The sequence below is a fragment of the Streptomyces sp. AC512_CC834 genome (genome assembly GCF_019049325.1).
GTDB lineage: Bacteria > Actinomycetota > Actinomycetes > Streptomycetales > Streptomycetaceae > Streptomyces.
On the sequence record NZ_JAGMUO010000014.1, the window covers coordinates 20,556 to 46,639 of the forward strand.

Here is a 26,084-nt window from a genome sequence, read left to right on the forward strand (position 1 = left end):
GGTGTGCGGGGTCAGTCCCGTTTGCAGATGCGGTCCAGGAGGTTGGCGGTGGCGCGCTGGACGCGCGGGTCGACGTGGCCGGGGCGGTCCAGGGCGGGGGACCAGGCGAAGGTTCCGGAAGCGAAGACCCAGGCGCCGGACGGGGCCCGGTACAGCGACGTCTCCTGGTGGCGCCGGGCGCCGTCCACGTCGGTGTACGGGGAGTGGGCGAGCAGGACCCGCTCGTCGTGCCCGGGGAGCGCGGTGCGCGGGAAGTAGCGGTCGGCCTCGCCCGCCACCAGGTCCTCGATCGCGTCGCCCTCGTGCGCTCCGGTGGCCTCCCAGAGCCAGTGGCCGGCGTTGCGGACGATCATGGGGTGCGGTTCGGGGACGCGGCCGGCGTACTGGACGCCGAGCAGTTGCTGCTCGGCGCGGTCGATCTCCCGCCACAGCGCGGGCCGGCCGGGTCCCCTGCGTTTGCGGCAGGTCAGCAGGCGGTCGGGGGCGCCGGACGGGGAGGGCGCCAGCTCCACCTGCCAGTACATGGTGTTGGCGGAGAGGAAGACCAGGGACGTGCCCTGCTCGCGGGCGAGTTCCGCGGTGCGGCGCATGGCCGTGGACCAGTACTCGTCGTGGCCGGGGAAGACCAGGCCCCGGTAGCGGGCCGGGTCGATGCGGCCGGAGTGCAGGTCGCGGGCGTCGGCGTAGGCGAGGTCGTAGCCGTAGCGCTCGGCGAAGCGGATGAAGTCGTAGGCGTGGCCCACATGCAGGGGCAGGCCCGCGCCCGCGTACGGGCGGTCGAAGGAGACGGTCGTCGCGGCGTCCGCCTCGCCCAGCAGGCGGCCCTCCTCGTCCCAGGCGTGGTAGAGGCTGGCGCCGGTGCGGCCGTCCTCGGGATAGAGGTTGTACGCCTGCCAGGTGACGTCCGGCAGGAGGAGGAGCAGGTCGGCCGGGTGGCTGTCGCGGACCGTGAAGGGGACGTGGGAGCGGTAGCCGTCGGCGGTGGTGAGGACGGCCACGTACGCGCCGATGTTCCAGTACGTGGGGATCTGGAGCCGCCAGGACAGCCACCAGTGGTGACAGGAGACCGTGCGGTCGGCCGTGAGCGGCGGCGGCTGGACGATGCCGGACAGGCGGGGACTGGTGGTGATCTTGGCGGCGCCGTCACCGCCGTAGTGGCCGATCCGGTAGACGTCGACGCTGAACTCCTGCGGCGGATCGACGGTGACGTGGAAGTCGATCGCCTCGCCGGGCGCGGCGGCTCCGGTCGCGGTGAAGCCCTTGATCTGGCGGCGGACGTCGTCGGCGGCGCGGGGGCCGCCGCCGGTGCCGGGGTGCCCGTCCGGGTCCTGGCCGGTGGCGTCCTGGTCCGCGTACCAGGCGACCACCTGGCCGGTGTCTCCGAAGTACGTCTCACCGCCGCGCAGCCACGGGACGGGCCCCTGTCCGAAGGGGTCCGTCACGGCATGCGCGAGTGCTCCCGACTCCCAGCGGCGGATCTGCTCGGGCCCCATGGGACAGTCCCCTCCCTCGTGCCCCCGTGGTCGTGCGTATGACGAACGCCCTTGCCATGTGCGCGATCGGTCCCAGCACATCACATTTCGCACGCGCGCTGTCACTGTTCGTTGCGAAGTGGCCGAAAGTGGAATGGGAGGATCCGATTCCCTCCGGCGCGAGGGGTCAGACCAGGCGCACCGGCTTTTCCGGACGAACGCCGAGTTCGGTCATCCAGGTGCGCAGCGGGCCCGGGTCGCCGGTCTCGACGAGGCTGAGCACGCTGGGGGCCAGGTCCGCGGCGCGGGCGCCGTTGAACAGGAGCGACGGTCCGTCGAGCCAGTCCAGGCCCGGCGCCGCGCCCGCGGTGTCCATCGCCGCGCAGCACACCATCGCCGTGATGTGCGCGGTGAGGATCTCGCGGCCGGTGCGCGGGGGCTGCAACGGGAGGAGGGGAAGCGCCCGGTCGTCCCAGAGAGCGGCGTCCGGCCCGGCCGACGGTCCCGGGGCGGACGGGGCCCCGACGCCGGCGGGCCGCGCCCTCGCCTCCTCGCGGGCCAACTGCGCACTGAGCCCGGCGGCGAGAGCCGCGCCACGGTCCGTGGTACCGGCCAGGTCGTCCTCGTCCTCGTCGTCGGCAGACGCGTCGGCGTCGGCGGACTCGGGGGCGTCGGCGAGGGCGGGGGTGCGGTGGTCGGGGTGGTCTTCGCCGGGACGGGCCGCGTGGGCGAGGGTGCGGTGGTCGGCGGAGGCGTCTTGGTCGCCGTGCGACGGGTGCGGGGCGCCGGTGCCAGCGTCCGGGGCGCCAGTGCCGGCATCAGTGCCGCTCCCGGGCTCGGTCCCGGTTGCGGTCTCCGCCCCGGTCGGTGTCTCCGACCCGGGCCCGCTCCCGGCCTCTACTCCGGTCGGGATCCCAGACCCGGCCTTGGTCCCGGGCTCGGTGTCGGCATCGGCATCGGCATCGGCATCGGCATCGGCATCGGCATCGGTCCAGGCCCTATTGCCCGCCCCTGCCTCAATCCGCGTCCCCGTCTCTGTCCCCGTACCAGCACCAGCACCAGCACCAGCACCAGCCTCGGCTTCGGCTTCGGCTTCGGTCGTGGTCCCGGGAACAGTCGCCGGGGAAACGTCGGGCACCGCGGGGTCCGGGGTCGTGAGGTGGTCCAGGACGCGGGCCAGGGTCGGGCCGTCCGTGCCCGGTGCGGCGGTGCGGCGGACGCCCAGGGTGTCCAGGACGCGGTGCAGGCGGGCCGCGTCCGTGCGCCAGGTCCGGTCGACGACCTCCTCGGGGTACTCGTCCCAGCCCACCGGCGACCAGTCCGGACCGGCCTCGGCGGGCCCGCCGTGGAAGAGGCGCGCGGCGAGGAGCGAGACCGCCTCGTCCATCGACCCGGGCTCCTCCAGCAGGTCGCAGGCGGGACGCTCGCCCAGGCGGGAGGCGAAGCCCTCGGCCAGGCGGTCGCGGCGGGACAGCTCCGTGAGGGCGGCGACGACGCCCACGTCCAGCCGGGAGGGCCAGCGGCCCATCCGCCAGGCGGGCAGCGCCACCCGGGTCAGCAGCCGGTCCCAGCCCGCGTAGGCGAGCCCGACCTGCTCCTGCGCGACGATCCGCAGACCGTAGTCCACAGCCTGTGCACGCTCGGCGGCCGCCACCGCGACCCCGCGCTCCATCTCGGCCGCATGACCGCGACAACTGCGCAGCAGAAGCCGGGACACCCAGCCGAGGCCCGCGCACGCCACGCGGGACAGCGGGTCGCGCCGGCCCGCCGAGGCCACCGCCACGGCGGCGTCCAGGCCCCGTATGAAGCGCCGGGCGGCGGCTATGTCGGGGTGTGCCGAGGGTCCCGTACCGGCGACGACCGGGGCGAGGACGGCGCGCAGCTCGCCCACCCGCATCCACCACAGGAAGGGGGAGCCGATGACCAGGACGGGCGCGGCGGCACTCCGGCGCCGGGCGGGTCCGTCCAGGCCGGCCAGGTCGTCGTGCTTCTCCTCGGGCGGCGGGCCGTGGGCCGGATGGGTACGGTCCTCCAGCCAACTGTCGCAGTCCGGGGTGAGGGCTATCGCGGAGGGGGCGGGGACGTCGAGCCGGTCGGCCAGGTCGCGCACCATCCGGTAGAGGTCCGGCGCGGACTCCTCGGCGATCGTGACCGTGGGCGTCACGGCGGGCCGGGAGCGGGCCACGACCAGGGCGACTGCGGCGGCGGCCGGCAGCACGAGCAGCGCGAGGACGGCCACGGCCCAGCGCAGGACGTCCCAGCCCCCGCCCGCGAGGTGCCCGGTGGAACCGCCGACGAGAAGGATCACGGCGGCGGCAGCGGGCAGCAGGGCCACGGCCAGCGCACGGCTGCGGACGCGCAGCACCGCCAGCGCCCGGGAACGCGCGGCCTGCACACCCATCTCCACACCACCGATAGCGGTCACGGCGGACCTCACCCCCTCATCGCTGTCCTGCCTGTCCTGCCTGTCCTGCCTGCCCTGCCTGTCCTGTCTGCCCTGTCTGTCCTGGACCGTCCTGCTGTTTCTTCTGGTCTTCCGCTCTTGCTCACTCCCCCCACTGTGGCACCCGGCACTGACATCGCAATGCCGGTGGGCCAAGTGCCGGAACGCTTGCGCGGCACCATAGTTGGGGCCCTCGCGCCCGTCAGCCGTATGGCCCATCGGTCACTCGATGGAATGGCTTTGGGGAAAGGTGGAGACGGACAGCAAGGGTCAGGCCCCGGTTCCTGAGACGGAGCCGGGGCCTGTCGCGTTCGGTGCGGAACGGGTGTTCAGGGAGTCCAGGGAGTCAGAGGACCCCTTTGGTCACGCGCCCGCCGCCTGCGCCGCGATGTCGGTGCGGTGCTGCGAGCCGTCCAGGCCGATGCGGGCGACGGCCCGGTAGGCGCGGTCGCGCGCCTCGGTGAGGTCGGCACCGGTGGCCGTGACGGACAGGACGCGCCCACCGGCGCTGACCACGGCGTCGCCCTCGGCCCGGGTGCCGGCGTGCAGGACGTAGGCGTGCGGGGCGTCCTTGGCAGCCACCTCGTCGAGGCCGGTGATCGGGTCGCCGGTGCGCGGGGTGCCGGGGTAGTTGTGGGAGGCGACGACCACGGTGACGGCCGCCTCGTCGCTCCAGCGCAGCGGCTCGAGGTCGGCGAGGTTGCCGGTGGCGGCTGCCATCAGCAGGCCGGCCAGCGGGGTCTTCAGACGGGCCAGTACGACCTGGGTCTCGGGGTCGCCGAAACGGGCGTTGAACTCGATCACGCGCACCCCGCGCGAGGTGATCGCGAGACCGGCGTACAGCAGTCCGGAGAACGGGGTGCCGCGGCGGCGCATCTCGTCGACGGTCGGCTGGAGCACGCTCTGCACGACCTCGTCGACCAGCTTGGGGTCGGCCCAGGGCAGCGGCGAGTACGCGCCCATGCCGCCGGTGTTGGGGCCCTCGTCGCCGTCGAGGGCGCGCTTGAAGTCCTGGGCGGGCTGGAGGGGGCGCACGTTCTCGCCGTCGGTGACGGCGAAGAGGGAGACCTCGGGGCCGTCCAGAAACTCCTCGATGACCACGCGGTCGCAGGCTGCCGCGTGCGTCCGGGCCGCCTCGACGTCGTCGGTGACGACGACGCCCTTGCCGGCGGCCAGCCCGTCGTCCTTGACGACGTAGGGGGCACCGAAGGCGGCGAGGGCCGCGTCGACCTCGGCGGGGTTCGTGCAGACGTAGGAGCGGGCCGTGGGTACACCGGCGCCGGCCATGACGTCCTTGGCGAAGGCCTTGGAGCCCTCCAGCCGGGCGGCCTCGCCCGAGGGACCGAAGACCGGGATGCCCGCCTCGCGTACGGCGTCGGCGACCCCGGCGACCAGGGGCACCTCCGGGCCGACCACGACCAGCCCGGCGCCGAGCTCTGTGGCCAGCGCGGTGACGGCCGCGCCGTCGAGGGCGTCGACCTGGTGCAGTTCGGCGACCTCGGCGATACCGGCGTTGCCGGGTGCGCAGTGCAGCGCGGTGACGTCGGGGTCGAGGGACAGGGAACGGCACAGGGCGTGTTCGCGGGCGCCGCCGCCGATGACAAGGACCTTCACGGGGGTCAGCCTAATGGGAACGGGCCGATGCGCTTTGTGCGGGCTTCCGAAGGCCCGGGGCGCGGCGGCTTGTGGCTTTCTCCAGTACGAGCGGTACGAGCGGTACGGGCACTACGAGCAGCACGGGGGAAACGCCCCGCCCCGCGCTGCCCCCGCCCCGTCTACTCGTGCGCGATCTCCTCGACCACCGTCGCGCCCAGCTCCCGTACCAGCAGTTCCCTGCCGGAGAGGGCGGTCTCGTCGAGGTCCGGGTCGTCGTCCTCGGGGATGTCGTCCTCGGGGGAGACCGGGCGCGGCTCGGGCGCCGAGGGGCGAGGCGCGGGGGCGGTCTCCGGGGCCGGTGCGGACGGCGCGGAGGGCTGGGCGGCGGGCGCGGGCGTTGAGGGCCTCGGTGCGGGCGCACCGCCCCCGAAGCCGCCGCCTCCTCCACCACCGAAGCCGCCGCCGCCGGATCCGCCCTGGCCACCGGAGGGGCCGGCGGGCGGCGGGGGTGCCGAACCGCCGGAGGGGTCGACCACCGCGTCGATCTTCCACTGCACGTTGAACTGCTCGGCCAGGGCCTGCCGCAGCACGTCCTCGCTGCCACTGCTCACGAAGTTGTCGCGAGCCCCGGCGTTGACGAAGCCGATCTGGAGTGAGGTGCCGTCGAAGCCGGTCACCTGGGCGTTCTGGCTGAGCAGGATCCAGGTGAACCGGCGCCGGTTCTTGACCGCCTCCAGGATGTTGGGCCAGATCGTGCGGGGGTCGACCCCGGCGCCGCCCGGCGGTGGCGGCGGAGAGGCGGGTGCGGGGGCGGCAGCGGCCGGCGCGGGTGCCGGGGCAGCGGCCGGAGCCGCGGTGGGCCCGGGCGCGTCCGGCGTCCGGGGCTGTCCACCGCCCGCCGACGCCGCTGTGGGCCACCCGCCGGGCCGACGCCCGCCACCCGCGGGAGCCGCGGTCGGCCAGGCACCCGGCGCGGGCGCCGACGGAGGCGCCGCGGCGGGCGGCGCGCTCGGCGTGGGCGCGGCATCAGGCCGCACGCCGCTGGTGGGACTGCCGCTTTCGTCAGAGTCGGGGGCGAGACCGGGACGGGAACCGGCACCGGCAATCGCATCGGAGGACGGTCCACCCCCCTGCCCGCCCACCGGAACACCGCCACCGCCGCCAGCTCCGACACCGGCACCGGCATCGCCACCGGAATTCCGGACCGCCGCCCGGGCCGCGGCGGGCCCGCCACCCGACGGAACCGGGGCCGGAGCCGCGGCGGGCGGAACCGGAGCGGCCGCTGCCGCCGCACCCCCCGCCCCGGCATGCGCCTCGGGCCCGGGCACGTACCCCATGGCAGGCGCACCCGCGCCCGCCGAGAACTGCACCCCGCGCTCGATCCGGTCCAGGCGGGCCATCACCGAACGCTCGTCGCCGTACGCGGCGGGCAGCATCACGCGCGCGCAGATCAGCTCCATCTGAAGGCGCGGCGAGTGGGCGCCGCGCATCTCGGTGAGCCCCTCGTTGACGATGTCGGCGGCGCGGCTCAGCTCGGCGGCGCCGAAGGAGCGGGCCTGGGCCTGCATCCGCTCGACCACGTCGGCGGGGGCGTCGATGAGCCCCTTCTCCGCGGCGTCGGGAACGGCGGCGAGGATCACCAGGTCCCGGAGGCGCTCCAGCAGGTCGGTGACGAAGCGCCGCGGGTCGTTGCCGCCCTCGATGACCCGGTCCACGACCTCGAAGGCGGCCGAGCCGTCCCCCGAGACGAACGACTCGACGACGGAGTCGAGCAGCGAGCCGTCCGTGTAGCCGAGCAGAGAGGTCGTCATGTCGTACGTCACACCGTCGGCACCGGCGCCCGCGAGCAACTGGTCCATGACGGACATGGAGTCACGCACGGACCCCGCACCGGCCCGTACGACCAGCGGCAGCACACCCTCCTCGACCGCGATGCCCTCCCTGCCGCACACCTCGGCGAGGTAGTCGCGCAGGGTGCCGGGCGGCACGAGCCGGAAGGGGTAGTGGTGGGTCCGCGACCGGATGGTCCCGATGACCTTCTCGGGCTCGGTGGTCGCGAAGATGAACTTCAGATGCTCCGGGGGCTCCTCGACGACCTTCAGCAGGGCGTTGAAGCCCTGCGGGGAGACCATGTGGGCCTCGTCGATGATGTAGATCTTGTACCGGCTGGAGGCGGGCCCGAAGAACGCCTTCTCGCGCAGGTCACGGGCGTCGTCCACGCCACCGTGCGAAGCGGCGTCGATCTCGATGACGTCGATCGACCCCGGCCCGTTCCTGGCGAGGTCCTGGCACGACTGGCACTCGCCGCAGGGGGTCGGCGTGGGTCCCTGCTCGCAGTTCAGACACCGCGCCAGGATCCGGGCGCTGGTCGTCTTGCCGCAGCCGCGCGGACCGCTGAACAGGTACGCGTGATTGACCCGGTTGTTCCGCAGCGCCTGCTGCAGCGGGTCGGTGACATGCCCCTGCCCGATGACCTCGGCGAAGGACTCCGGGCGGTAACGGCGGTAGAGCGCGAGAGACGACACGCATACGAGGTTATAGGCGACCGCTGACAACCGGACCGCCCGCAAAGGAGACGCCCCCCACGCACCCGCCAGAGCCGACCTACCCTTGCTGCCTTCCGGCCCTGGGGGAGTTCAGTCAGATAGCGCCGCGTGAGGGGCTGGGCCACACGTTACCCGATGTCGGGCCCTCAGAACGAGTTCGCAAGCACTCCCCGGCGTCATGTAATGTTCTCGGCGGAGGATTCGCCTAGTGGCCTAGGGCGCACGCTTGGAAAGCGTGTTGGGGGCAACCCCTCACGAGTTCGAATCTCGTATCCTCCGCCAGTGCCTCACCGGGCACGATGTCGAAGGGCCTCCTGGAAACAGGGGGCCCTTCGACGTTGTCCCTGCCTCCTTGAGCATCGGATCGGTCACGTGCAGGTACCGCGCCCCGCATCCTGGCGGCGCCGCCCGGCTCCCAACCCATGATCAGGTCGATCGTGAGTCGGACGGTTATCGACCTGGACGACGACCTGGACGACGGCCTGGTCGCGGACGTGGCCAAAGCCCTCGGGACGAGAACCAAGAAGGAGACGGTCAACACCGCTCTTCGCGAGGTGCTGGAGAGTCGGCGTCGCGCCCTGGCTCTCGCCCGGCTGCGAGCCGCGCCGGGGACGGCGCATTCGATCTGGAGCTGTTCGAGAACAAGGGGAACTACCGCTGGTGAACGCGGCCCAGTACGGCTGGGACCAGGCGGCAGCCGTCGGGCTCATCGCCGCCTGCCCGATCACCGAGCTCGAGTTCTTCTACAGCGCCCGGTCGGCCGCCGACAGGGCGCGCGGCATCGAGGACATGCGACTGATCTTCGGTTGGGTTCCCGTCGACGACCGGGCCTACGACCGCGCCTGGCAGGACCAGGAAGCTCTCCGAACAGGGAAGGCATAGCAGTGCGGGTGCGGTGGATCTCGTCGTCGCCGCGACCGGCCGAGTTGCAAGGGCTCACCTCACCCTCCTGCACCGCGACCACGACTTCGCCTGCATCGCGGCAGTGACCGGCCAGGCTCTCCAGTGGCCAAGTTCGCGGTGGGGCCCTTGGGACTGCCTCTCTCACGAGATGCGGTTGGCCAATCCCGTAGCGGTCGGTGTTTGGACAGTCTGTCCCGGCGACGTTGACGGTTTCCGGTCAAGCGTCACGTCGACGGCCGGGTGAGTTTGAGGGCCACGGCGTCGAGGACCCATTCCAGGCCGGTCTCGAACGATGTCTCGGCGTCCACGTCCGTGCCGTCGTACACGGCCTTGGCCAGCGCCGGGAAGCGGCCAGTGGCCAGCATCCTCGTCACATGCGGTCCGGAGGCCCGCTGCCACTCGTGCTTGGACAAGCCTGTGGCGCGCTCGGCCCGCAGATTCGCGATCTCGCGCCTGATCGCGCCGATGAAGTAGGCGCTGACAGTCTCCACCGCGCGCATGACGGTGTCGACGTCGGCGAGGCCGTCGAAGGCGGTCAGCGTGGCCTCGGTCACGGCAAGGCCGTTCGGACCCATGGCCGGGCGGCCGCCGAGCAGGTCGGCCAGCCATTCGTGACGGAGAGAGGCCTGCCTGGTGCGCCGGGCGAGGGTGCGCGACGCCTCCCGCCAGTCACCGGGCTGCTCCTCGGGGCGGATCTCGGCCTGGACCACGTCCACCATGAGGTCGAACAGCTCCTCCTTGGTGGAGATGTATCTGTACAGCCGCATCGGGCCGGCGTCCAGGCGGGCCGCGACCTTGCGCACCGACACCGCGGCAAGACCGCCTTCGTCGGCCAGTGCGATGGCGGCCTCGACGATCCGCTCCCGGTCGAGCGGCACGGGTTGAGTCGGCGGCTCCGGCCGGTCCCACACAGTCATAGGGATACCGTACCGTTGCGATACATCGTATTCATGCAATACGGTGTATCGACATGAGACATCGCATCGCAGTGGTCGGGGGCGGTCCCGCCGGCCTTGCCTTCGCCCGCGTCCTGCACCGTCATGGTCACCCGGTCACCGTCCTCGAACGCGATGCCGCCCGTGACGCCCGCCCCCCGGGCGGTGTCCTGGACCTGCACGAAGGGCTGGGGCAGCTCGCGCTGGACAAGGCGGGGCTGCTGGCGGAGTTCCGGGCGCTGTCCCGTCCCGAGGGGCAGGCCATGCGCATCCTGGACACGGACGGGACCGTCCTGCGCGACTGGCAACCCGACCCGGACGACCGGGCCAATCCCGAGATCGACCGCGGGCAGCTCCGTGACCTGCTGCTCGGCCCTCTCGACGTCCAGTGGGGTCGGGGCGTGACGCAGGTGGTGCCGGGGACCCGGGATGGCGTACTGGTCCACTTCGCGGACGGGCGGCAGGAGGCGTTCGACCTCGTGGTCGGCGCGGACGGCGCCTGGTCCCGGATCCGCCCGGCGGTCTCCTCGGCGACACCGCAGTACACCGGCGTCACCCATGTCGAGACCTCCCTCGACGACGTCGACACCCGCCACCCCGACCTCGCCCGGCTGATCGGCGACGGTTCCATGGCCGTGTACGGCGTGAACCGGGGTCTCGTCGCCCAGCGCAACAGCGGCGGCCACGTCAAGGTGTACGCCAAGTTCCGCGCGCCGCTGGACTGGCACACGAACCTGGACCTGGCCGACGTCGAGGCCGTGCGCTCGAGCCTGCTGGCTCTGTTCGACGGCTGGGCCGATCCCGTCCTCAACCTCCTCCGCCACGGCACCGCTTTCGTACACCGCCCGCTCTACGTACTGCCCGTGTCCCACACCTGGACCCACGTCTTCGGGGTGACGCTACTGGGCGACGCCGCCCATCTGATGCCCCCCTTGGGGGCGGGCGCGAACCTCGCGATGCTGGAAGGGGCCGAACTCGCCGAGTCCATCGCCACCGGCCCCGAGGATCTGGACGAAACCGTCCGCGCCTTCGAGGAACAGATGTGGGCACGGGCCGGCAAGTGGGCGAAGATCACGACGGCCGGCCTGGAACGCCTCGTGAGTCCGGACCCCGCCGAAGCCCTCGCCCTCTTCGACCAGGTCCAGCCGTCCTGACCGCCGAGCGCGAGAACACTGGCAGGCGCCCCTCCAGGACGCCCCTGACCGACACCGCCCCCACGAGCGAACGGTCCTTGCGCACCCGCAGTCGATCCTGCCGCTGCGCCTGGTCAAGGCGGGTGTGGGGCGCGGTCTCCGAGGTGCGCGGCGTGGGGGGCGCCGGATGTCTGGGGTCGCGCTGTGAATGACGGGGCGGGGCGGGGCGGTCCGCCCGCTGCCGCTCGGTCCGTGTCCGTGTCTGCGTCTGTCTTCGTGTCCGTGTCCGTGGCGGACGGGCTTCAGGTGAGCAGGGAACCGCCTCGGCGCGCATGGCGGAAGAGCAGCCGGTAGCCGGCCAGGCCCAGTGCGAGCCAGCACAGTCCGGCGAGTGCGGCGCGTCCGGCCGCGTACGCCGTCGGGCCGAGTCCCGCGCCCGCCTCGAGCAGATGCAGGGCGGACAGTCCATGGGTGGCCGGAAGCGTCTGGGCGACGGCCTGGACCGGGCCCGGCCAGAAGTGCACCGGGGTGATCGCGCCGCAGAGCACCGTGGTGGCCATCGTGCCGAGCGAACCGATCATGTTGTTGGCCAAGGGGACCAGCAGGGTGACGGCGCCCATCACCAGCGCCACGCAGTACGTCGCGAGCGTGGTCAGCAGCACCAGCAGCACGGCCAGGGGCACCTGCGCCGGCGTCCACGAGGTCCCGAAGAGCGGCGACAGGGTGAACAGCACGATCGAGCTGCTCACCACGCCGGACAGCGGCCAGCACAGGCTGCGTCCCCAGAAGAAGCAGCCGGGCTCGACGGGCGACGCGGCGAGCAGCGGCAGCGTTCCCAGCAGGATGTCGCGTACCGCCGTGGAGGCGCCCTGCATCGCCTGGAGCACACCGACCAGCAGCGAGGCGCCGATCACGACGTGCACCACGTACGCGGGGTCGCCCACGAGCGTGGCCAGTTGGCTGAAGAACAGCACCTGGCACAGCAGCCGCACCAGCCAGCCGCCGAGCCAGGTCCGCCAGGTGTAGAAGGACTTGAAGTCCTCGGTGGTCACCACGATGCCCTGGCGGACCGCGCCCGCGGCGGCGACGAGACGGCCCGTCGGCGTCCCGCCGCCGCCTCCCCCGTGTGGTCGGATGCCGGTCACATGTCACCGGCCAGCGTGCCCAGTTCCCGCGCCCGGCGCAGGAACCGCGTCAGGACCACCGCGCCGACCGCCAGCATCAGTACACCGAGCAGCAGCATCGCCCCCAGGCGTGGCAGGGCGTACGGCACCGGCGCCGGGTCGGCCGCGTCCCGCAGCAGCTCCGCCGCCCACGCCAGGTAACTCAGCCGGCTGACCGCTTCCAGCGGGCCGGGCAGCTTCGACGCGGGGACCAGCACACCGCTCAGCAGCAGGACCGGGTAGACCATCGCGTTGCCCAGGGCGAAGGCGCCCGGCCGGGTCACGAACAGCGCCGTGACGACGGTCGCGGCCGCCGCCGCACCCGCCGCCGCCAGCGTCAGGGCGGCCATGAACACCACCGGGTGCGGCATCGGCATCCAGTAGCCGAAGACGCCTCCGGCCACCAGCAGCACCAGGCCGAAGGCGGGCAGGGTCAGCAGCATGACGCCGCAGAGCCGACCGAAGACCAGCAGCGGGAAGGAGGCGGGGGCGGCGACCAGCGCCTCCATCCGGCCGTCCTCCTTGTCCTCGTAGACCAGGTCGGTGGAGAAGATCAACGAGCAGGTCCACATCGTCATCAGGGTGGGCGCGACGACGGCATACGTGCTGAGGTCGCCCCGGCCGCTGAACTCCATCACCGACATCAGCACCAGCGTCTGGAACGGCGCGATGTTCAGCGCGTCGTAGGTGCTGGTGTCCCGCCGCATGGCCACCCACTGGAAGCGCACCCCGGCCACGAAGCCGGACCGGGCAGCCTCCAGGGTGACGGTCACCGGCCGACCGCCATGCCCCGGCGGCGGCCGATGAGGTGGAGATACGCCTCCTCCAGCAAGGGCCGGTTGCGCGCGATGTCGGTGACGCCCTCCTGGACCAGCAGCAGCATCACGGCGCGTGTCGCCTCGGGCGTCTCGGTCTCGATCCGGGTGACGTCCTGTTCGACCGCGGTCACCGCCGCCACTCCGGGCAGCGTCCCGACCCGCTCCCGCAGCGGATCGGGCAGCCCGCGGGCGTCCAACCGCTCGTAGGAGGTGACGAGTTCACCCACTGTCTCGGGGCTCGCGGTCAGGGTCAGCTTCCCGTTGTCGAGGAACGAGACACGGTCGCTGAGGGCGGCGGCCTCCGCCATGTCGTGCGTGGTCATCAGGACGGTGTGCCCGCCGGACCGCAACTCCCGTACCAGGGCACGGAAGTCGTGGGCGGCGACCGGGTCCATGCCCACGGTCGGCTCGTCCAGGATCAGCACGCCGGGGGCGCAGACCAGACCGCGCGCCAGGTGCAGTCGCTGCTTCATGCCCCGCGAATAGCCCTGGACCCGCTCGTCGGCCCGGTCGGCGAGCCCCACCCGCTCCAGCAACTGGTCCACCCGGTCACGGCGGACGCCGCGCCGCAGCCCGTACAGCGAGGCCCACAGGTCCAGGTTCTGCCGGGCGGTGAGCCGCGGGTACAGGCCGCGATCGCCGCCGAAGACGATCCCGATCAGCCGCTTGACCTCCCCCGCCTGCCGGACGACATCCCGCCCGAGCACGGCGACGCTGCCGGACGAGGGCAGCAGCACCGTGGACAGGATCCGGCACAGCGTCGTCTTGCCCGCACCGTTCGGACCGAGCAGCCCGTGCACCTCGCCGTGCGCGACGGTCAGGTTCACGGTGTCGAGCGCGCACAGGTCCTCCGACCGCCCCTTGCGCGGATACCGCCGGGAAAGCTCCCGGATCTCGATGGCGTTCGCGTTCGCGTTCGCGTTCCCGGTCACCGGGCGCCCCCGTGCGCGCCGGTCGGCAGGTCCAGCACCATGATGTGCGACACCGGTCCGTCGTCGGCCTGCCGCCAGTGACCGACCTGGCGGTAGCCCCAGGCGGCATAGGCGGCCCGTGCGGGGGCCGCCTCCGCCTCGGACCGGACGGCCAGCGTGACGCGCTCGACGCCCAGGCCCTCCCGGAGCCGGTCGTGAACACGGGCCGCGACACCCTGCCTGCGCCAGTCGGGGCGTACGCCCAACTCGACGACGGCCAGCGTGCGCTCACCGGTCTCCGACGCGAACTCCGCGGTTGTCTCCTCGTCCATCGCCTTCCACCAGCCGGTGTCCGACGGCAGCGGATAGCCGAAGGCGTAGCCCACGGGAGCGTCGCCGCAGCGGGCCACGACGAGCCGGGCCCGCGGGAGGAGGATCTCCTGCGCGAACCGGTCCAGGAACTCGGCGATCTCCTTCGGGCCCTCGCGGTAGGGCGGTTCGACCCAGATCTCCTTGTACATCGGCAACACGAGATCGAGGTGCACGGCACACTCCAGCCCGTCCCACCGCTCCACCGTGATCGCCGGCTCTCCCGCCATCCCGCTCCCCCTCCCGTCCACTGCCACCAGCCGGTTCTTTACTGCGCCTCTTTACGGCGTCCCGCTAAGTCGTCGGTTCAGGACCGGCCCGGCCCAACGGGGACGGACCTGCCAGACCGCTCACCGATACGCAGCCCGCCCTTGATACCGACGGCGGCCTTGGGGGTGGTGGTGGCTGGGTGCGGGGTGGCGCGGCGACGGGTGCCGATGCCGGGGCCGACCTTCAGCGTGGCGGGGCGGGGGGCGGGCCTGCGGGTGCCGATGCTCGGGGCATTGCCTTTCAGCGTGGCGGGGCGACGGACAGGCGCGCGGGTGCCGATGCTGGGACCGTTTTTGGCGGTGGCGAGGTGGCGGACAGCCCTGCGGGTACCGACGCTCGGCCCGGTCTTCAACATGGCGGGACGCCGCACAAGCCTGCGGGTGCCGATGCTGGGGCCACCCTTCAGCGTGGCGGGGCGACGGACAGGCGTGCGGTTGTCGACGCTGGGACCGTTTTTGGCGGTGGCGAGGTGGCGGACAGCCCTGCGGGAGCCGACGCTCGGGCCGCCGCCCTTCAGCGTGGCGGGACGCCGCACAGGCCTGCGTGTGCCTACGGCCGGGCCGCTCTTCAGCGTGGCGGGACGCCGCACAGCCCTGCGGTTGTCGATGGTCGGGCCGCCCTTCAACGTGGTGGGGTCGAGGGCGGGTGTGTCCAGGGCAGGGAGCGTGGTGGCCGGGGCCGGGGTCATGAGCGTGATCATGTGTGCGGTCCTTTCGATTTCGACGTCGAAGCGGTTCCAGCACTGCGGCGGACGGGGCAGAGGTGGACGGCCGGGCCGGTTTCCCCTGGCAGCGACGGGGACGGCGGGACGTCCGGCAACCCTGCGCCTCGTTGCCTGCGCCACCCTTCTCGGTGACGGCTCACGCATCGTGCACCGACGGCACGCGGTCGGGAACCCGGAACGTTATAGGGCGCGCCCAGCCACGCCCGCTCCCGCCCGCTACCGCTCGATCCGTATCCGTCGCGTCTCGCTCACCTGGTCGATCTCCGACACCCGGACCGTCGTCTTCATCGTCCAGACGCCGGGGAGCGGGAGGGTGAGGGTGTTGGCGCTCCAGTAGCCGCCCCGGTCGACGAGTTCCGCCTCGATGGGGCCCACGTCCTTGTCGGGCAGGGTGAAGGAGAGACGCAGTTCGGGTACGGCGGCCAGGCTGCCGTCGGGGCCGAAGACGACGGCCTGTACCGCGTTGTCACCGGTACGGCCGGGGTCCAGGGTGATCTGGACCGTGCCGCGGCCGGAGGTGCCGACCTCGAAGGGGATCGTGGTGACCGACGCGGGCAGCACTCCGCCCGCCGGAGCGGCCCGCGCCGCCTCGTCCGCCGCCCGGCCGGGCGGGGTGCTGGTCAGCACGGTCGTGACCACGAGGACGACGGCGGCGACGGCTGCCTCGACCAGGACGGAACGGCGCAACCCGCGCCGGAGGGCTGCCCCGGCGGCGGGCGGATCCGACACGGGCAGATCCGGTTCGGACGGTGCCGGCGCCGGGGCGGGTGGGCCGTCGGCCGACACCGACACCGACACCGGCACGGGCTCCGGGGACCGCTCGCGCGCACTGTCCCGGTCCCGGTCCCGTTCCCGAACGCGCGTCTCCGCCGTCACCAGCGCCGCCGTCCACCTCCGGGACACCGCCGCCGCGGCCAGCAGTACGGCCACCAAGGCCAACTTGACCAGCAGCAGCCTGCCGTACGTCGATCCGGTGAGCGCCTGCCAGGAGCCGAGGCCGCGCCAGGACTGGTAGACGCCGGTGACGACCAGGACGGTCACGGAGGCGAAGGCGATCCGGGAGAAGCGGGCGACCGTGGCCGCGTCCGGGGTGGAGCGCAGGGTGGCCAGCAGGGCCACGAGACCGCCGAGCCAGACCGCGGTGGCCAGCAGATGCAGCACGGCGGACGTCATCGCGACCGGCACCTGTATCCCGGCCGAGGCGTGCTCGGCGGCGGCCCAGGTCAGGGCGAGGCCGACCGCCAGTACGGCGCCCACCGCGGCGAGGAGGAGCGGGGTGCGCGCCCGGTCACGGTCCACCCGGGCCGCACGTACCAGGAACAGCGCGACCGGCGCGAGCAGTGCCAGTCTGACCAGCAGCAGGATGCCGGGGCGGGTCGTGAGGGTGTCGCCCAGCGCGCCCGCGTCCAGGGCCGCCGACGGTCCCGTCCCCGCCTCGTACGGGGCACGCAGCACCAGCAGGGCGACGGTGGCCCCCAGCAGGGTCCACCAGCCCGCGACCAGCGGCCGGCGCAGCGCGACGGGGTCCGGCGGGCGGCACAGGGCGACGAAGGCGGCGATGCCGATGAGCAGGGCCGCGGCGAGGTAGGAGAGATAGCGGGCGATCTTGTGGAGGGCCGCGGTCAGCGGGTCCTCCGTAGGACCGGGGTCCACGGGCACGGCCGTCTGCGACGGCTTGCCCACGGAGAAGGTGAAGGCGCCCGAGACGGGGTGGCTGTCGGCCGACACCACCCGCCAGGCCACCGTGTACGTGCCCTCGTCCAGCCCGCCCGGCAGCGCGACCCGGGCCGTGTCGGACCGTCCGTCCGCGCGCCCGGCCTCCTCCGTGTGGACCCGGTGGCCGCCGGGGTCCAGGACGCGGAAGGAGTCGTCGCGCAGGCCGACGGACTCGCTGAACGTCAGGGTGACGTGGCGGGGGGCCCGCTGGAGGACGGTTCCGTCCTCGGGGTCGGTGGAGCTGAGGGCGGCGTGGGCGGACGCCGGTCCCGTGCCGCCGAGGAGGAGCAGGACCAGCACGGTGCCCAGCAGCACCAGCCGCTGAACTCCCCGCCGGTCCCGGTCCCGCCCCCGCCCTCGCTGCCGGTCCCGTTCACCCCCTCGCTCCCGGGCTCCAGCGCGCGCACCGCCACCACACCTCACGTCGCATCTCCGTCGTCGGGACCCACTGCCTCGGGGATACGTACGGACGCGGGGGCCGCCCCGCTCACCCGCGCGCCCGGCGGCTCCTCACCACGACGGGCGTGCCGTCACCCCGCCGTCCACCACCAGGTCGTGGCCGGTGACCCAGGACGCCAGCCGCGAGGCGAGGAACACGCACGCGTCGCCCACGTCCTCCGGGCGCCCGAGCCGTCCCGTCGGCGCCGCCCGCCGCCACCGCCGTACCCCCTCCGGCCAGGCCTCGGCGAGCCCCTCCCGGTCGACGAGGCCGGGCGAGACGGAGTTGACCCGGACACCCCACGGGCCGTACTCCAGGGCCGCCGACCGGGCGTGCATCACGACCGCCGCCTTGGAGGCGCTGTAGTGCGCGTGGGCGGGAGCGGGGGCGCCCGCCTCGATCGAGGCGATGTGCGTGACCGTGCCACCGCCGTCCTGGGCCCGCATGATCCCGGCGGCGGCCTGCGTGCACGCGAAGACGCCGGTGAGGTTGGTGTCCACCACCGCCCGCCACTCCGCCGCCGTCATGCCGGGCAGCTCCCGCAGCGGCTGCACGCCCGCGTTGTTGACCAGCGCCGTGAGCCGTCCGCCGCCCCAGTCGGCGGCCTGCTCGACCAGGCCCCGGCAGGCGTCCTCGTCGGTGAGGTCGGCCCGTAGGACCGTGGCTCTTCCCCCGCGCTCCCGGACGCGTTCAGCCACCTCCCGCGCCGCCGCCACCGCCGTACGGCAGTGCAGCGCGACCGCCGCGCCCTCCTCGGCGAACCGCAGGGCGATCCCCCGGCCGATGCCGCCGCCCGCGCCGGTGACCAGGGCGACCTGACCTTCGAGGAGGCGGGTGGGCGGGCTCATTGGCGGGGGCGAGGGCGGGGGCGGGGTCATGGACGGCACAGTTCCACGATCCGCGCGGCCTCGGCCGGGTAGCGCGCCGTGAGGTCGGCGGCGGCGCCGTGCTCGTAGTCCCCGTAGGTGAATCCGGGTGCCATCGTGCAGCCGAAGAACGACCACGCGCCGCCCTCGGCCACCCGGCCGCCCATCCAGGTCCCGGCCGGCACGGTGAACTGCACGTGCTGCCCGCCGAGGACGTCCGGTCCCAGCACGGCCGTACGCGCGCCGCCGTCCGGGGCGAGGAGCAGCAGCTCCAGCGGGTCGCCGAGGTAGAAGTGCCAGACCTCGTCGGTGGGCAGCCGGTGCAGGGCGGAGAAGTCGCCCGGGCGGGCGGTGAGCAGGGCGACGACGGCCGAGCCCGCCGGGCGTCCGTCCGGGCGCTCGGGGCCCGCCCAGGTACGTCTGAACAGGCCTCCCTCACGGGGGATGGGCTCCAGCCCGTAGTGCGTGATCAGGTCCTCGGCGGTCGGCGGGGAAGTCACCCGGCGAACGCTACCTCCCGGCGGAGGAACGCGAGTTGCGCCTTCTTCTCCGGCAGGTGCACGTCCGGCAGGTCGACCTCGGGCAGGACGACCGCCGGTCCGGCGGTGAAGCCCTGCTTGAGGAAGCGGGCGATCGCCTTCTCGTTGTCCACGTCCGGGTCGACCACGATCCGCGTCCGGTCCAGGCCCAGCAGGACGTACGCCATGAGGGCCGCCGCCAGCGCGGCCGTCCAGCCGGGCCGCGCGCCCCCGGTTCCTGCGGGGGCGAGCAGCAGGTGGACGCCGATGTCGCCGGGTTCGACGTCGTAGCACTCGCTCACCCGGTCGGCCCCCGGGTCGTAGGTCTGGAGCAGGGCGACCGGCTCGCCGTCCTTGACGACCAGGAAGGCGTGGTGGGTGTCGAGCGTGTCCATGTGGGCGTAGATCCCGGCAACCTGATCCCGTGTCAGTCCGTTCATGCCCCAGAAGGCGGCCCGCTCCTCGCTCACCCAGCGATGGATCACCGCCGCGTCCGTGGCGGCGTCGAGGGCGAGGACGCGGACGGTGCCGAAGCCCTCGAGGTACTGCTCGTGGACGGGGGCGCGGTCGGCGTACGGGGGCGTGTGCCGGTCAGACATCGGATTCCTTCGTGAGCCGGGTGAAGTCGGTGATCACCGGGACGAGTTCGCCGTCGAGCCACAGGGGCTGCTGGTCGCGGTGGTGGGGTGAGCCCGGGACGCCCGAGGCGCCGTGCGGCACCACCCAGCGGCTGTTCGCGCGGTCGGCCAGGTCCCAGACGTACCGGGCGGCCGGCCCGCGTGCGGCGCGGTCGGTGAGGCCGGGCACGGCGGAGGTGCACAGCACGCAGTCGTGGTCGCCGGAGAGGCCGGGCTCCGCCGCGCGGGAGCCGCTGTCCGGCAGCGCCCGCCAGGGGGCCAGGCGGTGCGTGTCCCCCCACGTGCCGACGGGCGGTCGCGCGGCGACCTCCTCCAGCGCGGCGCGGACCGTCGCGGCGCGGTCGATGCCGTAGAGGTGCTCCGCGCGCAGCAGGTGCTCCAGGGCGTGGCCGACGCGCGGTACGAGCGCCAGCCACGGCAGCAGCACCTCGGGGTACGCGGGCGGCACGGACGCCGCGGCGAGGACAGGGTGCGCCGCGAGACCGCGTACGACCGCTGCGCGCACGGCCGCGTACACCGCCGCGTCGGTGCTGTCGGCGTCCATGCGCCGGTCCCAGGCGAGAAGGCGGTCGCGGAGGGCGGCGGCCCCGGGGGTCAGGTCGGTCCGGTCGGTCCGGTCGGTCCGGTCGGTGAGGTCGGTCAGGTCGGTCAGGTCGGTCAGGTCGGTCAGGTCGGTCAGGGCCGTGAGGTGGTCCAGCAGGGGGCCCGCCGAACCGAGGTGGGTGTCCGTGTGGATCGCGGGCATGTCCGCCGCCGACCAGCGCTCCTTCTCCGCGAGCAGGGCGGCGATGCGGTCGGCGCGGTGCGGCGGGGCGAACTCGACGCCGAGCGGGGTGGCCGGGCCGCGCTGGTTTGCCATCACGGCGACGCCTGCGGTGAGTCCGGCGCGGGGCGGGGTGTGCCAGCCGGTCCACTCGTGGCCGCGTTCCCAGGCGGGCACCGGGCGCAGGCCGTTGGCGGCGGGGCGCACGGGTACGCGCCCCGCGACCCGGTGCAGCAGCCCGCCCTCGGTGTCGGCGGCCTGCACGACGTTGACCGGCTCGGCCCACGCGTCCAGGGCGCGGTCCACGTCGGCGACCCGGCGGGCCCGCAGCAGCGGCAGCAGGGCGCCGAAGCCGAGGTCGGCGGTGACGCGGGGCGGGTAGCGCAGGCTGAGGGCGGCCGGGGTGCCGTCGTCGAGGCCCTCGGGACCGCCGGCGATCACCGGGCCCCGGTCGGTCTCGATGACCTCGACCTCGACGATCTCCTCCCCCGAGTTACCCAGACCCTCCGAGTCCCCCGCGACCCGGATCAGCTCCGTGTGCCGGGCCGCGCGGTGCCAGGTGCCGTCGGGGCCGAGCGCCTCCACACCGGCGCCGGTGCGGCGCAGTCGTTCGCGGTACAGGTCCTGGTAGTCGGCCATGGCGTTGGTGATGGCCCAGGCGACCGTGCCGGTGTGGCCGAAGTGGGCGACGCCGGGAACGCCGGGCACGGCGAGGCCGACGACGTCGAACTCCGGGCAGGACAGGTGGATCTGCTGGTAGACGCCGGGGTCCTCGATGAAGCGGTGCGGGTCGCCCGCGATGACCGCGTGTCCGGTCGTGGTCCGCTCGCCGCTCACCAGCCAGCCGTTGCTGCCCGCCGTGCCGGGGCCGTCGGCGGCGAAGAGGGCGACGGCCTCCGGGCCGAGGTGCGCGGTGATGTGCTCGCGCCAGAGCTTGGCGGGGAAGCCCGCGAAGAGGATGTGCGTGGCGAGCCAGACACCGAGCGGGGTCCAGGGCTCCCAGCGGCCGGGGGCGAGGCCGGTGCGCGCGAACTCGGGGGCGGGTCCACCGTCTCCCGGCCCTTGGACCGGCCCCTCGGTCGGCCCGTCGACCGGCCCGTCGACCGGCACCTCGGTCGGCACCTCGGCCAGCACCTCGTTCACGCCGTCGACGTACGCCCGTACCCAGGCGGCCGTCTCCGGGTCCTTCTCCTCCAGGGCGGTGAAGCAGCGGCGTGCGGTGTCCGCGAGCCGGGCGCGGCGGGCGAGGCGGTCCCAGGACAGGGCCCCGGGTCCGAGGAAGGACGCGGAGGTGCCCTGGGCGCGGTGCCGCTCGACCTCCAGTTGCCAGGCGCGGTCGCGGGCGGTCACCCGGCCCTGGGCGCGGGCGAGTTCGTGCGGGGTGTCCGCGCGCAGGTGCGGGATCCCCCAGGCGTCGCGGTAGGTCTCGGCGCTCACCCCTGTGCCTCCACTTTCCTTTAGGTTAGGCTCACCTAAGTTCTTGTACGTGGTGGCCGAATAGTACGTGAAGGGTGAAGAAATCATGGGGCAGGGGCGGGGTTGGGAGGGCGCGGTCCTCAAGCTGATGCGCGCGAAGGACTTCGAGTTCACCGTGACGCACACCGAGGACGTGACGCCGCACTACCGGCGGCTACGCCTGAGCGACGGCGGCATGCTGGCGGCGACCGGCGTCCACCCCACGATGTGGGTGCGGCTGTGGTTCGACAACGCGGGCAAGCCGCACCAGCGGGGGTACACGCTGGTCGACCCGGACCCGGCGGCCGGCACCTTCGGCATGGAGTTCGCCCTGCACGAGGGGTGCGCGAGCGAGTGGGCGCGGGCGGCGAAGCCGGGCGACACCATCGAGGCGACGGTCCAGGGCACCGGCTTCGAGGTGCCCGAGCCCCCGCCCTCCCGTGTCTTCGCGATCGCGGACCCGGCGTCCCTGCCCGCCCTCAACTCCCTCCTCGACGCGCTGGGGCCGGTGCCGGCGACCATCTGGTTCGAGGGCGGCACGGACGAGGGGCTGCCCTTCCGCACCGTCCCCGAGCGGCACGAGGTCCACGCGGTTCCGCGCCGGGACGCGGGTGCGCAGTTGGTCGCGCGGGTGAAGGAGGCGCTGCCGGAGCTGCTGCGGTCCACGTCCGAGCCGTTCGTGTGGATCGCCTGCGACACGGCGACCACGCGGGCGCTGGCCTCGTACGTCCGCAAGGAGCTGGGCGTTCCCAAGCAGCGGGTGAACGCGCTGGGGTACTGGCGCGCGAGCTGAGCCCTTACGCGCGATCATCTTGACCATGGACGTCACACTTCACCTCGCCCAGGACCCCGAGGCCGACGAGCTGCTCGGGCGCAGTCCGCTCGCCGCGCTGGTCGGCATGCTGCTCGACCAGCAAGTGCCCATGGAGTGGGCGTTCAAGGGGCCGTCGACCATCGCCCGGCGCATGGGGGCGGAGGACCTGGACGCGCACGACATCGCCGCGTACGACCCGGAGGCGTTCGCCGCACTGCTGTCCGACAAGCCGGCCGTGCACCGCTATCCCGGCTCGATGGCGGGCCGCGTCCAGCAGTTGTGCCGGTACCTCGTCGAGACGTACGACGGTGACGCCGAGGTCGTCTGGCGGGGCGTCTCCACCGGCAAGGAGCTGCTGAAGCGGCTCCAGGAACTGCCGGGCTTCGGCAAGCAGAAGGCCCAGATCTTCCTCGCCCTGCTGGCAAGCAGCTCGACGTCCGTCCCGAGGGGTGGCGCGAGGCCGCGGGCGCGTACGGCGAACCCGACTCCTTCCGGTCCGTCGCGGACATCACGGGGCCGGAGTCCCTGACCAAGGTGCGCGCCCACAAGCAGGAGATGAAGGCCGCGGCGAAGGCCGCCTCCGGCAAGTAGGCGGCCCCCGGTCCGCGGCGGCGCCGGCCCCGCGCGCCCGCACCCCGCACCCCGCACCCCGCACCCCGCACCCCGCACCCGCGTCAGCCCCGTGGACCGTCTCCGGTGGCGGGCGCGTCGCGGGTGCTCGCAGCATGGGGCATGACCGAACCACCTGGCGGGTCCCCCGGAGGGGCGGCGTACGACGACCGCGGTGTGCACGCCCGGCACGGGACGCACACACCGGCCGCCGGACGGCAGGAGCCCGAGCCCGAGCCGGCCTTCGAGGGGCCGCTGCACCTGCTGTCCCGTGCCGCCTGGCAGACCGTGCTGTTCACCGGTGTCGCCTCGCTGATCCTGGGCGTGCTGGTCCTGGCCTGGCCGGGCGCCTCGCTGCTCGCCGCAGGCGTGCTCTTCGGCCTCTACCTCGTCATCAGCGGCATCCTTCAGTTGGCCGCCGCCTTCGGCACGCACCGCAGGACCTCGCTGCGGGTGCTGGCCTTCATCAGCGGCGCCGTGTCGATCCTGCTGGGTCTGTTCTGCTTCCGCGGCCCGTTGCAGTCGGTGCTGCTGCTCGCGCTGTGGATCGGCATCGGCTGGCTGTTCCGCGGCGTCACGCAGATCGTGGCGGCCGTGCACGACCCCGCGATGCCCGCGCGCGGCTGGCACATCTTCCTCGGCGTGGTCACCGTCGTCGCCGGCGTCGTCATGATCGACTCGCCGGTCGAGTCGGCCACCGTTCTGATGCTGGTCGGCGGCTGGTGGCTCGTCGTGGTCGGCGTCGTCGAGATCGTCACGTCCGTGCGGCTGCGCGGGCGTACGCATGAGGTGCCCCGCACCCCGTGAACGGGCGCCGCCCGCCCTTCCCTACGCCGAGCGAGCGGTTCTCGTCGCCGGCGCGATGGACGGCGTACGCCGGGCGGGGACACGACTGACGTGACACCCGCACCGCACGCCCCTGCCACCACCCGCGCCGCCCGCGCCCTCCGTGCCGCGCGCGCCGGACGCGGAGCGCGCGGAGAGCGCGGAGAGCGCGGGGGAGGCGAGGGAGGCGGGGCACGCGGAGAACGCGAGGGACGCGGGGGACGGGGACGCGGGGGACGCGCCGCGCTCGGGGGACACGAGGGACCCGGCGCGCGCGGGGGACGCCGCGGCGCCTGGCTGCGGGTCCTGATCGTGCTGCTGCTCGTCCTGATCGTGCCCGGCACGCACGTGACGGCGCAGGCGGCGCCGGTCCCGCCGGTGGCCGGTGTGGGCGGCGCGGGCGGCGCGGGCGGCGCGGGCGGCGCGGCGGGGGAGTACGACCACCTCGACACCGCCCTGCGCTCGCCCGCCCGCGGCGGCCGGCGTGCCGCCGTGGTCCGGCCGGCTCCGGCATCCTCCGTGGCAGGCCGTCGCCGCCGTGTCCGCTTCCCTTCGGTCCTCGTTCCGACCGGGTCGCCGCCCTCCTCGCGCGGCCCGCGCTCCGTGGTGCTGCGCTGCTGACCGCGCCGGACCGGTCCGCCGGTCCCGCCCGAACAGGGACACCACGCGACACCACGCGATACACGGAACCAGGAACGCGGAACGAGGAACCACCATGCCCAACGACCCCTACGCCGTCCTGCGCGCCCTCCTGCGCGCCGAGGCCGCCCGCCGCACCCCCAAGCCCGGCACCGCCCCGCAGGCCGCGGGCGAACAGCGGCTCCCCACCCGGGAACGGAGGCGTGGCTGACGGGAGGGTCCGGACGGCGGAGGCGGGTCACGCACCGTCTCCGCCGCGGGCGGAAGACCCTCGCGGTCACCCGTCCCACAGACCTCACCGTCGCCCGTCCCGCAGGCCCGGTCCCGATTGATCCCGTTTCCGGCGTCATTTCCGGCGCCGCACTCCGGCGCCATGGCTGCGCCCGCAACGTCCGGGCCGGTAGGCTTTCCGTGTGATCTTCAAGCGCATCGGAAACGGCCGGCCGTACCCCGACCACGGCCGGGAAAGCACCCGGCAGTGGGCGGACGTCGCGCCGCGCCCGGTCCGCCTCGATCAGCTCGTGACGACCAAGGGCCAGCTCGACCTGGAGACGCTCCTGGCCGAGGACTCCACCTTCTACGGCGACCTCTTCGCGCACGTCGTGAAGTGGCAGGGCGATCTGTACCTGGAGGACGGGCTGCACCGCGCGGTGCGGGCCGCACTCCAGCAGCGCCAGGTGCTGCACGCCCGGGTCCTCGAACTCGACTGACCGGACCACGACGGCCCCAGACGGCCCCAATCAGCCCCCGGCGGAGCTCCCGGTTGACCCTTTCGGGTTGCCTTGCACCGAACCACGGAACGTCGACTGATCATCTAATAGGCATCGCCGCTCCAGCGCACTACGCTGCGCCCATGAGCATGCTGACTCCTCCCGGCATGGGTGGCCAGTACAAGATCACGGGGGACAAGTACCCGCGGATGCGCCCGGCACGACGACGCGGCAGGATCGCGTTCGTCGCCGTCGCCTGTGTCACCGTTCTCGGCGTGCTCGGCTGGGGCACGCTGCAGCTCATCGACGTCTTCACCGGCGGCGACAAGGCCTCGGCGGCCGGCGCTGCGGGCTGTGCCACCACCGCGAAGGCGAGCGCCTCGCCCGCGGCCGTGGTGCTGCCGAAGCCGGGTCAGGTCACCGTCAACGTACTCAACGCGACCACCCGCAGCGGCCTGGCGCAGAAGACCGCCGACGAGCTGAAGAAGCGCGGCTTCCGCGTGGGCGACGTGAGCAACGCCCCCAAGGAGTACGACAAGAAGGTCGACGGCACGGGTCTCCTGCTCGGCCCGGCCGCCGCCCTGAAGAGTTCGCTCCCCGTGCTCGGCACCCAGGTGCCCGGCGCCGAACACCGCACCGACGCGGCCCGCAAGGGCGCCGCCGTCGATCTGATCATCGGCAAGGGCTTCAAGGGGCTGGCGAAGCCGGCGGACGCCGACGCGGCGCTGGCCCGGTTGAGCGCGCCGAAGGCGACGCCCGCCGCGGAGAAGAAGAGCTGCTGACCGGCCCTCCGGGGGCGGCTGTGAGCA

Annotated in this window: 22 protein-coding genes, 1 tRNA gene, 1 other RNA gene and 3 pseudogenes; 11 read left to right on the forward strand and 16 right to left on the reverse strand. The window is 73.6% G+C overall.

Translation table 11 applies throughout. The features are described 5' to 3' along the window. Window positions 1-11: 11 nt before the first annotated feature. The 5 genes from KUM40_RS04125 to ffs form a co-directional block, all read right to left on the reverse strand. Window positions 12-1,493, reverse strand: coding sequence for a N,N-dimethylformamidase beta subunit family domain-containing protein (locus tag KUM40_RS04125; RefSeq protein WP_217162920.1), 1,482 nt, complete (start codon window positions 1,491-1,493; stop codon window positions 12-14). 166 nt (window positions 1,494-1,659) lie between these two features. After that, window positions 1,660-3,873 (reverse strand): hypothetical protein, encoded by a 2,214-nt coding sequence (locus tag KUM40_RS04130; RefSeq protein ID WP_254394568.1) that lies wholly within the window; start codon window positions 3,871-3,873, stop codon window positions 1,660-1,662. Between the two features lie 405 nt (window positions 3,874-4,278). Further along, entirely contained in the window at window positions 4,279-5,529 is a 1,251-nt protein-coding gene (purD, locus tag KUM40_RS04135) for a phosphoribosylamine--glycine ligase (RefSeq protein ID WP_217162923.1), read from the reverse strand. 161 nt (window positions 5,530-5,690) lie between these two features. Then, the gene (locus KUM40_RS04140) at window positions 5,691-8,036 is read right to left on the reverse strand and encodes a DNA polymerase III subunit gamma and tau (protein WP_217162924.1); all 2,346 of its coding nucleotides are present in this window, start codon (window positions 8,034-8,036) and stop codon (window positions 5,691-5,693) included. Window positions 8,037-8,081: 45 nt separating this feature from the next. Next, window positions 8,082-8,178, reverse strand: an RNA gene (gene ffs, locus KUM40_RS04145) — signal recognition particle sRNA small type. Between the two features lie 73 nt (window positions 8,179-8,251). Here ffs and KUM40_RS04150 point away from each other — a divergent pair. The 3 genes and pseudogenes from KUM40_RS04150 to KUM40_RS04160 form a co-directional block, all read left to right on the forward strand. Next, window positions 8,252-8,339: transfer RNA gene (locus KUM40_RS04150), tRNA-Ser, on the forward strand. Window positions 8,340-8,494: 155 nt separating this feature from the next. Then, a pseudogene (locus tag KUM40_RS04155) lies at window positions 8,495-8,721 on the forward strand (type II toxin-antitoxin system VapB family antitoxin). Continuing rightward, window positions 8,676-9,066 (forward strand): annotated as a pseudogene (locus KUM40_RS04160) (VapC toxin family PIN domain ribonuclease); the annotation flags it as partial. The pseudogenes KUM40_RS04155 and KUM40_RS04160, both read left to right, overlap by 46 nt. A 118-nt stretch (window positions 9,067-9,184) precedes the next feature. On the opposite strand, the gene KUM40_RS04165 reads toward KUM40_RS04160, so the two are convergent. Beyond that, the gene (locus tag KUM40_RS04165) at window positions 9,185-9,877 is read right to left on the reverse strand and encodes a TetR/AcrR family transcriptional regulator (RefSeq protein ID WP_217162925.1); all 693 of its coding nucleotides are present in this window, start codon (window positions 9,875-9,877) and stop codon (window positions 9,185-9,187) included. Between the two features lie 53 nt (window positions 9,878-9,930). Between KUM40_RS04165 and KUM40_RS04170 the strand changes: the two genes are divergently transcribed. Next, window positions 9,931-11,049 (forward strand): NAD(P)/FAD-dependent oxidoreductase, encoded by a 1,119-nt coding sequence (locus KUM40_RS04170; protein ID WP_217162926.1) that lies wholly within the window; start codon window positions 9,931-9,933, stop codon window positions 11,047-11,049. 281 nt (window positions 11,050-11,330) lie between these two features. On the opposite strand, the gene KUM40_RS04175 is transcribed toward KUM40_RS04170, so the two are convergent. The 10 genes from KUM40_RS04175 to KUM40_RS04220 form a co-directional block, all read right to left on the reverse strand. After that, complete coding sequence (locus KUM40_RS04175) at window positions 11,331-12,173, reverse strand: ABC transporter permease (RefSeq protein ID WP_217162927.1); 843 nt, start codon at window positions 12,171-12,173, stop codon at window positions 11,331-11,333. Further along, the gene (locus KUM40_RS04180) at window positions 12,170-12,964 is read right to left on the reverse strand and encodes an ABC transporter permease (protein ID WP_217162929.1); all 795 of its coding nucleotides are present in this window, start codon (window positions 12,962-12,964) and stop codon (window positions 12,170-12,172) included. Before KUM40_RS04180 ends, KUM40_RS04175 begins: the two co-directional genes overlap by 4 nt. After that, on the reverse strand, window positions 12,961-13,941 hold the full coding sequence (locus tag KUM40_RS04185) for an ABC transporter ATP-binding protein (protein ID WP_217162931.1): 981 nt from the start codon (window positions 13,939-13,941) through the stop codon (window positions 12,961-12,963). The genes KUM40_RS04180 and KUM40_RS04185 overlap by 4 nt, the downstream gene beginning before the upstream one ends. Next, entirely contained in the window at window positions 13,938-14,519 is a 582-nt protein-coding gene (locus tag KUM40_RS04190; protein ID WP_217162933.1) for a GNAT family N-acetyltransferase, read from the reverse strand. The genes KUM40_RS04185 and KUM40_RS04190 overlap by 4 nt, the downstream gene beginning before the upstream one ends. Window positions 14,520-14,596: 77 nt before the next feature. Continuing rightward, entirely contained in the window at window positions 14,597-15,259 is a 663-nt protein-coding gene (locus KUM40_RS04195) for a hypothetical protein (RefSeq protein WP_217162934.1), read from the reverse strand. Window positions 15,260-15,499: 240 nt separating this feature from the next. Beyond that, window positions 15,500-17,314 (reverse strand): copper resistance protein CopC, encoded by a 1,815-nt coding sequence (locus KUM40_RS04200; RefSeq protein WP_217162936.1) that lies wholly within the window; start codon window positions 17,312-17,314, stop codon window positions 15,500-15,502. A gap of 195 nt (window positions 17,315-17,509) precedes the next feature. Continuing rightward, a complete protein-coding gene (locus tag KUM40_RS04205; RefSeq protein WP_374227339.1) occupies window positions 17,510-18,316 on the reverse strand; it encodes an SDR family NAD(P)-dependent oxidoreductase in 807 nt (268 codons plus the stop codon). Further along, window positions 18,313-18,804: a cupin domain-containing protein gene (locus KUM40_RS04210; RefSeq protein WP_217162938.1), complete on the reverse strand. Its 492-nt coding sequence runs from the start codon at window positions 18,802-18,804 to the stop codon at window positions 18,313-18,315. The genes KUM40_RS04205 and KUM40_RS04210 overlap by 4 nt, the downstream gene beginning before the upstream one ends. After that, entirely contained in the window at window positions 18,801-19,421 is a 621-nt protein-coding gene (locus tag KUM40_RS04215) for a GNAT family N-acetyltransferase (protein ID WP_217162940.1), read from the reverse strand. The genes KUM40_RS04210 and KUM40_RS04215 overlap by 4 nt, the downstream gene beginning before the upstream one ends. Beyond that, window positions 19,414-21,660, reverse strand: coding sequence for a penicillin acylase family protein (locus KUM40_RS04220; protein WP_217162943.1), 2,247 nt, complete (start codon window positions 21,658-21,660; stop codon window positions 19,414-19,416). Before KUM40_RS04220 ends, KUM40_RS04215 begins: the two co-directional genes overlap by 8 nt. A gap of 85 nt (window positions 21,661-21,745) precedes the next feature. Between KUM40_RS04220 and KUM40_RS04225 the strand changes: the two genes are divergently transcribed. From KUM40_RS04225 to KUM40_RS04250, 7 genes and pseudogenes are all read left to right on the forward strand, one after another. Then, window positions 21,746-22,471 (forward strand): siderophore-interacting protein, encoded by a 726-nt coding sequence (locus KUM40_RS04225; RefSeq protein WP_217162945.1) that lies wholly within the window; start codon window positions 21,746-21,748, stop codon window positions 22,469-22,471. A 25-nt stretch (window positions 22,472-22,496) separates the two neighbouring features. After that, window positions 22,497-23,083 (forward strand): annotated as a pseudogene (locus tag KUM40_RS04230) (HhH-GPD-type base excision DNA repair protein). A 141-nt stretch (window positions 23,084-23,224) separates the two neighbouring features. Further along, a complete protein-coding gene (locus KUM40_RS04235; protein WP_217162949.1) occupies window positions 23,225-23,908 on the forward strand; it encodes an HdeD family acid-resistance protein in 684 nt (227 codons plus the stop codon). A gap of 90 nt (window positions 23,909-23,998) precedes the next feature. Continuing rightward, the gene (locus KUM40_RS41005; RefSeq protein ID WP_254394536.1) at window positions 23,999-24,547 is read left to right on the forward strand and encodes a hypothetical protein; all 549 of its coding nucleotides are present in this window, start codon (window positions 23,999-24,001) and stop codon (window positions 24,545-24,547) included. Window positions 24,548-24,641: 94 nt separating this feature from the next. Then, window positions 24,642-24,776: a hypothetical protein gene (locus tag KUM40_RS42050; protein ID WP_302180798.1), complete on the forward strand. Its 135-nt coding sequence runs from the start codon at window positions 24,642-24,644 to the stop codon at window positions 24,774-24,776. 202 nt (window positions 24,777-24,978) lie between these two features. Further along, window positions 24,979-25,275 (forward strand): type II toxin-antitoxin system VapB family antitoxin, encoded by a 297-nt coding sequence (locus KUM40_RS04245; protein ID WP_003999914.1) that lies wholly within the window; start codon window positions 24,979-24,981, stop codon window positions 25,273-25,275. Window positions 25,276-25,442: 167 nt separating this feature from the next. Further along, on the forward strand, window positions 25,443-26,057 hold the full coding sequence (locus tag KUM40_RS04250) for a LytR C-terminal domain-containing protein (RefSeq protein ID WP_217163576.1): 615 nt from the start codon (window positions 25,443-25,445) through the stop codon (window positions 26,055-26,057). Window positions 26,058-26,084 lie beyond the last annotated feature (27 nt).

Excerpts from the sequence above, each read along its gene's own strand:
- KUM40_RS04170 (WP_217162926.1), top strand. The coding sequence starts at position 9,931 with ATGAGACATCGCATCGCAGTGGTCGGGGGCGGTCCCGCCGGCCTTGCC.
- KUM40_RS04165 (WP_217162925.1), bottom strand. The coding sequence starts at position 9,877 with ATGACTGTGTGGGACCGGCCGGAGCCGCCGACTCAACCCGTGCCGCTC.
- KUM40_RS42050 (WP_302180798.1), top strand. The coding sequence starts at position 24,642 with ATGCCCAACGACCCCTACGCCGTCCTGCGCGCCCTCCTGCGCGCCGAG.
- KUM40_RS04250 (WP_217163576.1), top strand. The coding sequence starts at position 25,443 with ATGGGTGGCCAGTACAAGATCACGGGGGACAAGTACCCGCGGATGCGC.
- KUM40_RS04195 (WP_217162934.1), bottom strand. The coding sequence starts at position 15,259 with ATGATCACGCTCATGACCCCGGCCCCGGCCACCACGCTCCCTGCCCTG.
- KUM40_RS04205 (WP_374227339.1), bottom strand. The coding sequence starts at position 18,316 with ATGACCCCGCCCCCGCCCTCGCCCCCGCCAATGAGCCCGCCCACCCGC.
- KUM40_RS04130 (WP_254394568.1), bottom strand. The coding sequence starts at position 3,873 with ATGGGTGTGCAGGCCGCGCGTTCCCGGGCGCTGGCGGTGCTGCGCGTC.
- KUM40_RS04125 (WP_217162920.1), bottom strand. The coding sequence starts at position 1,493 with ATGGGGCCCGAGCAGATCCGCCGCTGGGAGTCGGGAGCACTCGCGCAT.
- KUM40_RS04225 (WP_217162945.1), top strand. The coding sequence starts at position 21,746 with ATGGGGCAGGGGCGGGGTTGGGAGGGCGCGGTCCTCAAGCTGATGCGC.
- KUM40_RS04215 (WP_217162940.1), bottom strand. The coding sequence starts at position 19,421 with ATGTCTGACCGGCACACGCCCCCGTACGCCGACCGCGCCCCCGTCCAC.
- KUM40_RS04235 (WP_217162949.1), top strand. The coding sequence starts at position 23,225 with ATGACCGAACCACCTGGCGGGTCCCCCGGAGGGGCGGCGTACGACGAC.
- KUM40_RS04190 (WP_217162933.1), bottom strand. The coding sequence starts at position 14,519 with ATGGCGGGAGAGCCGGCGATCACGGTGGAGCGGTGGGACGGGCTGGAG.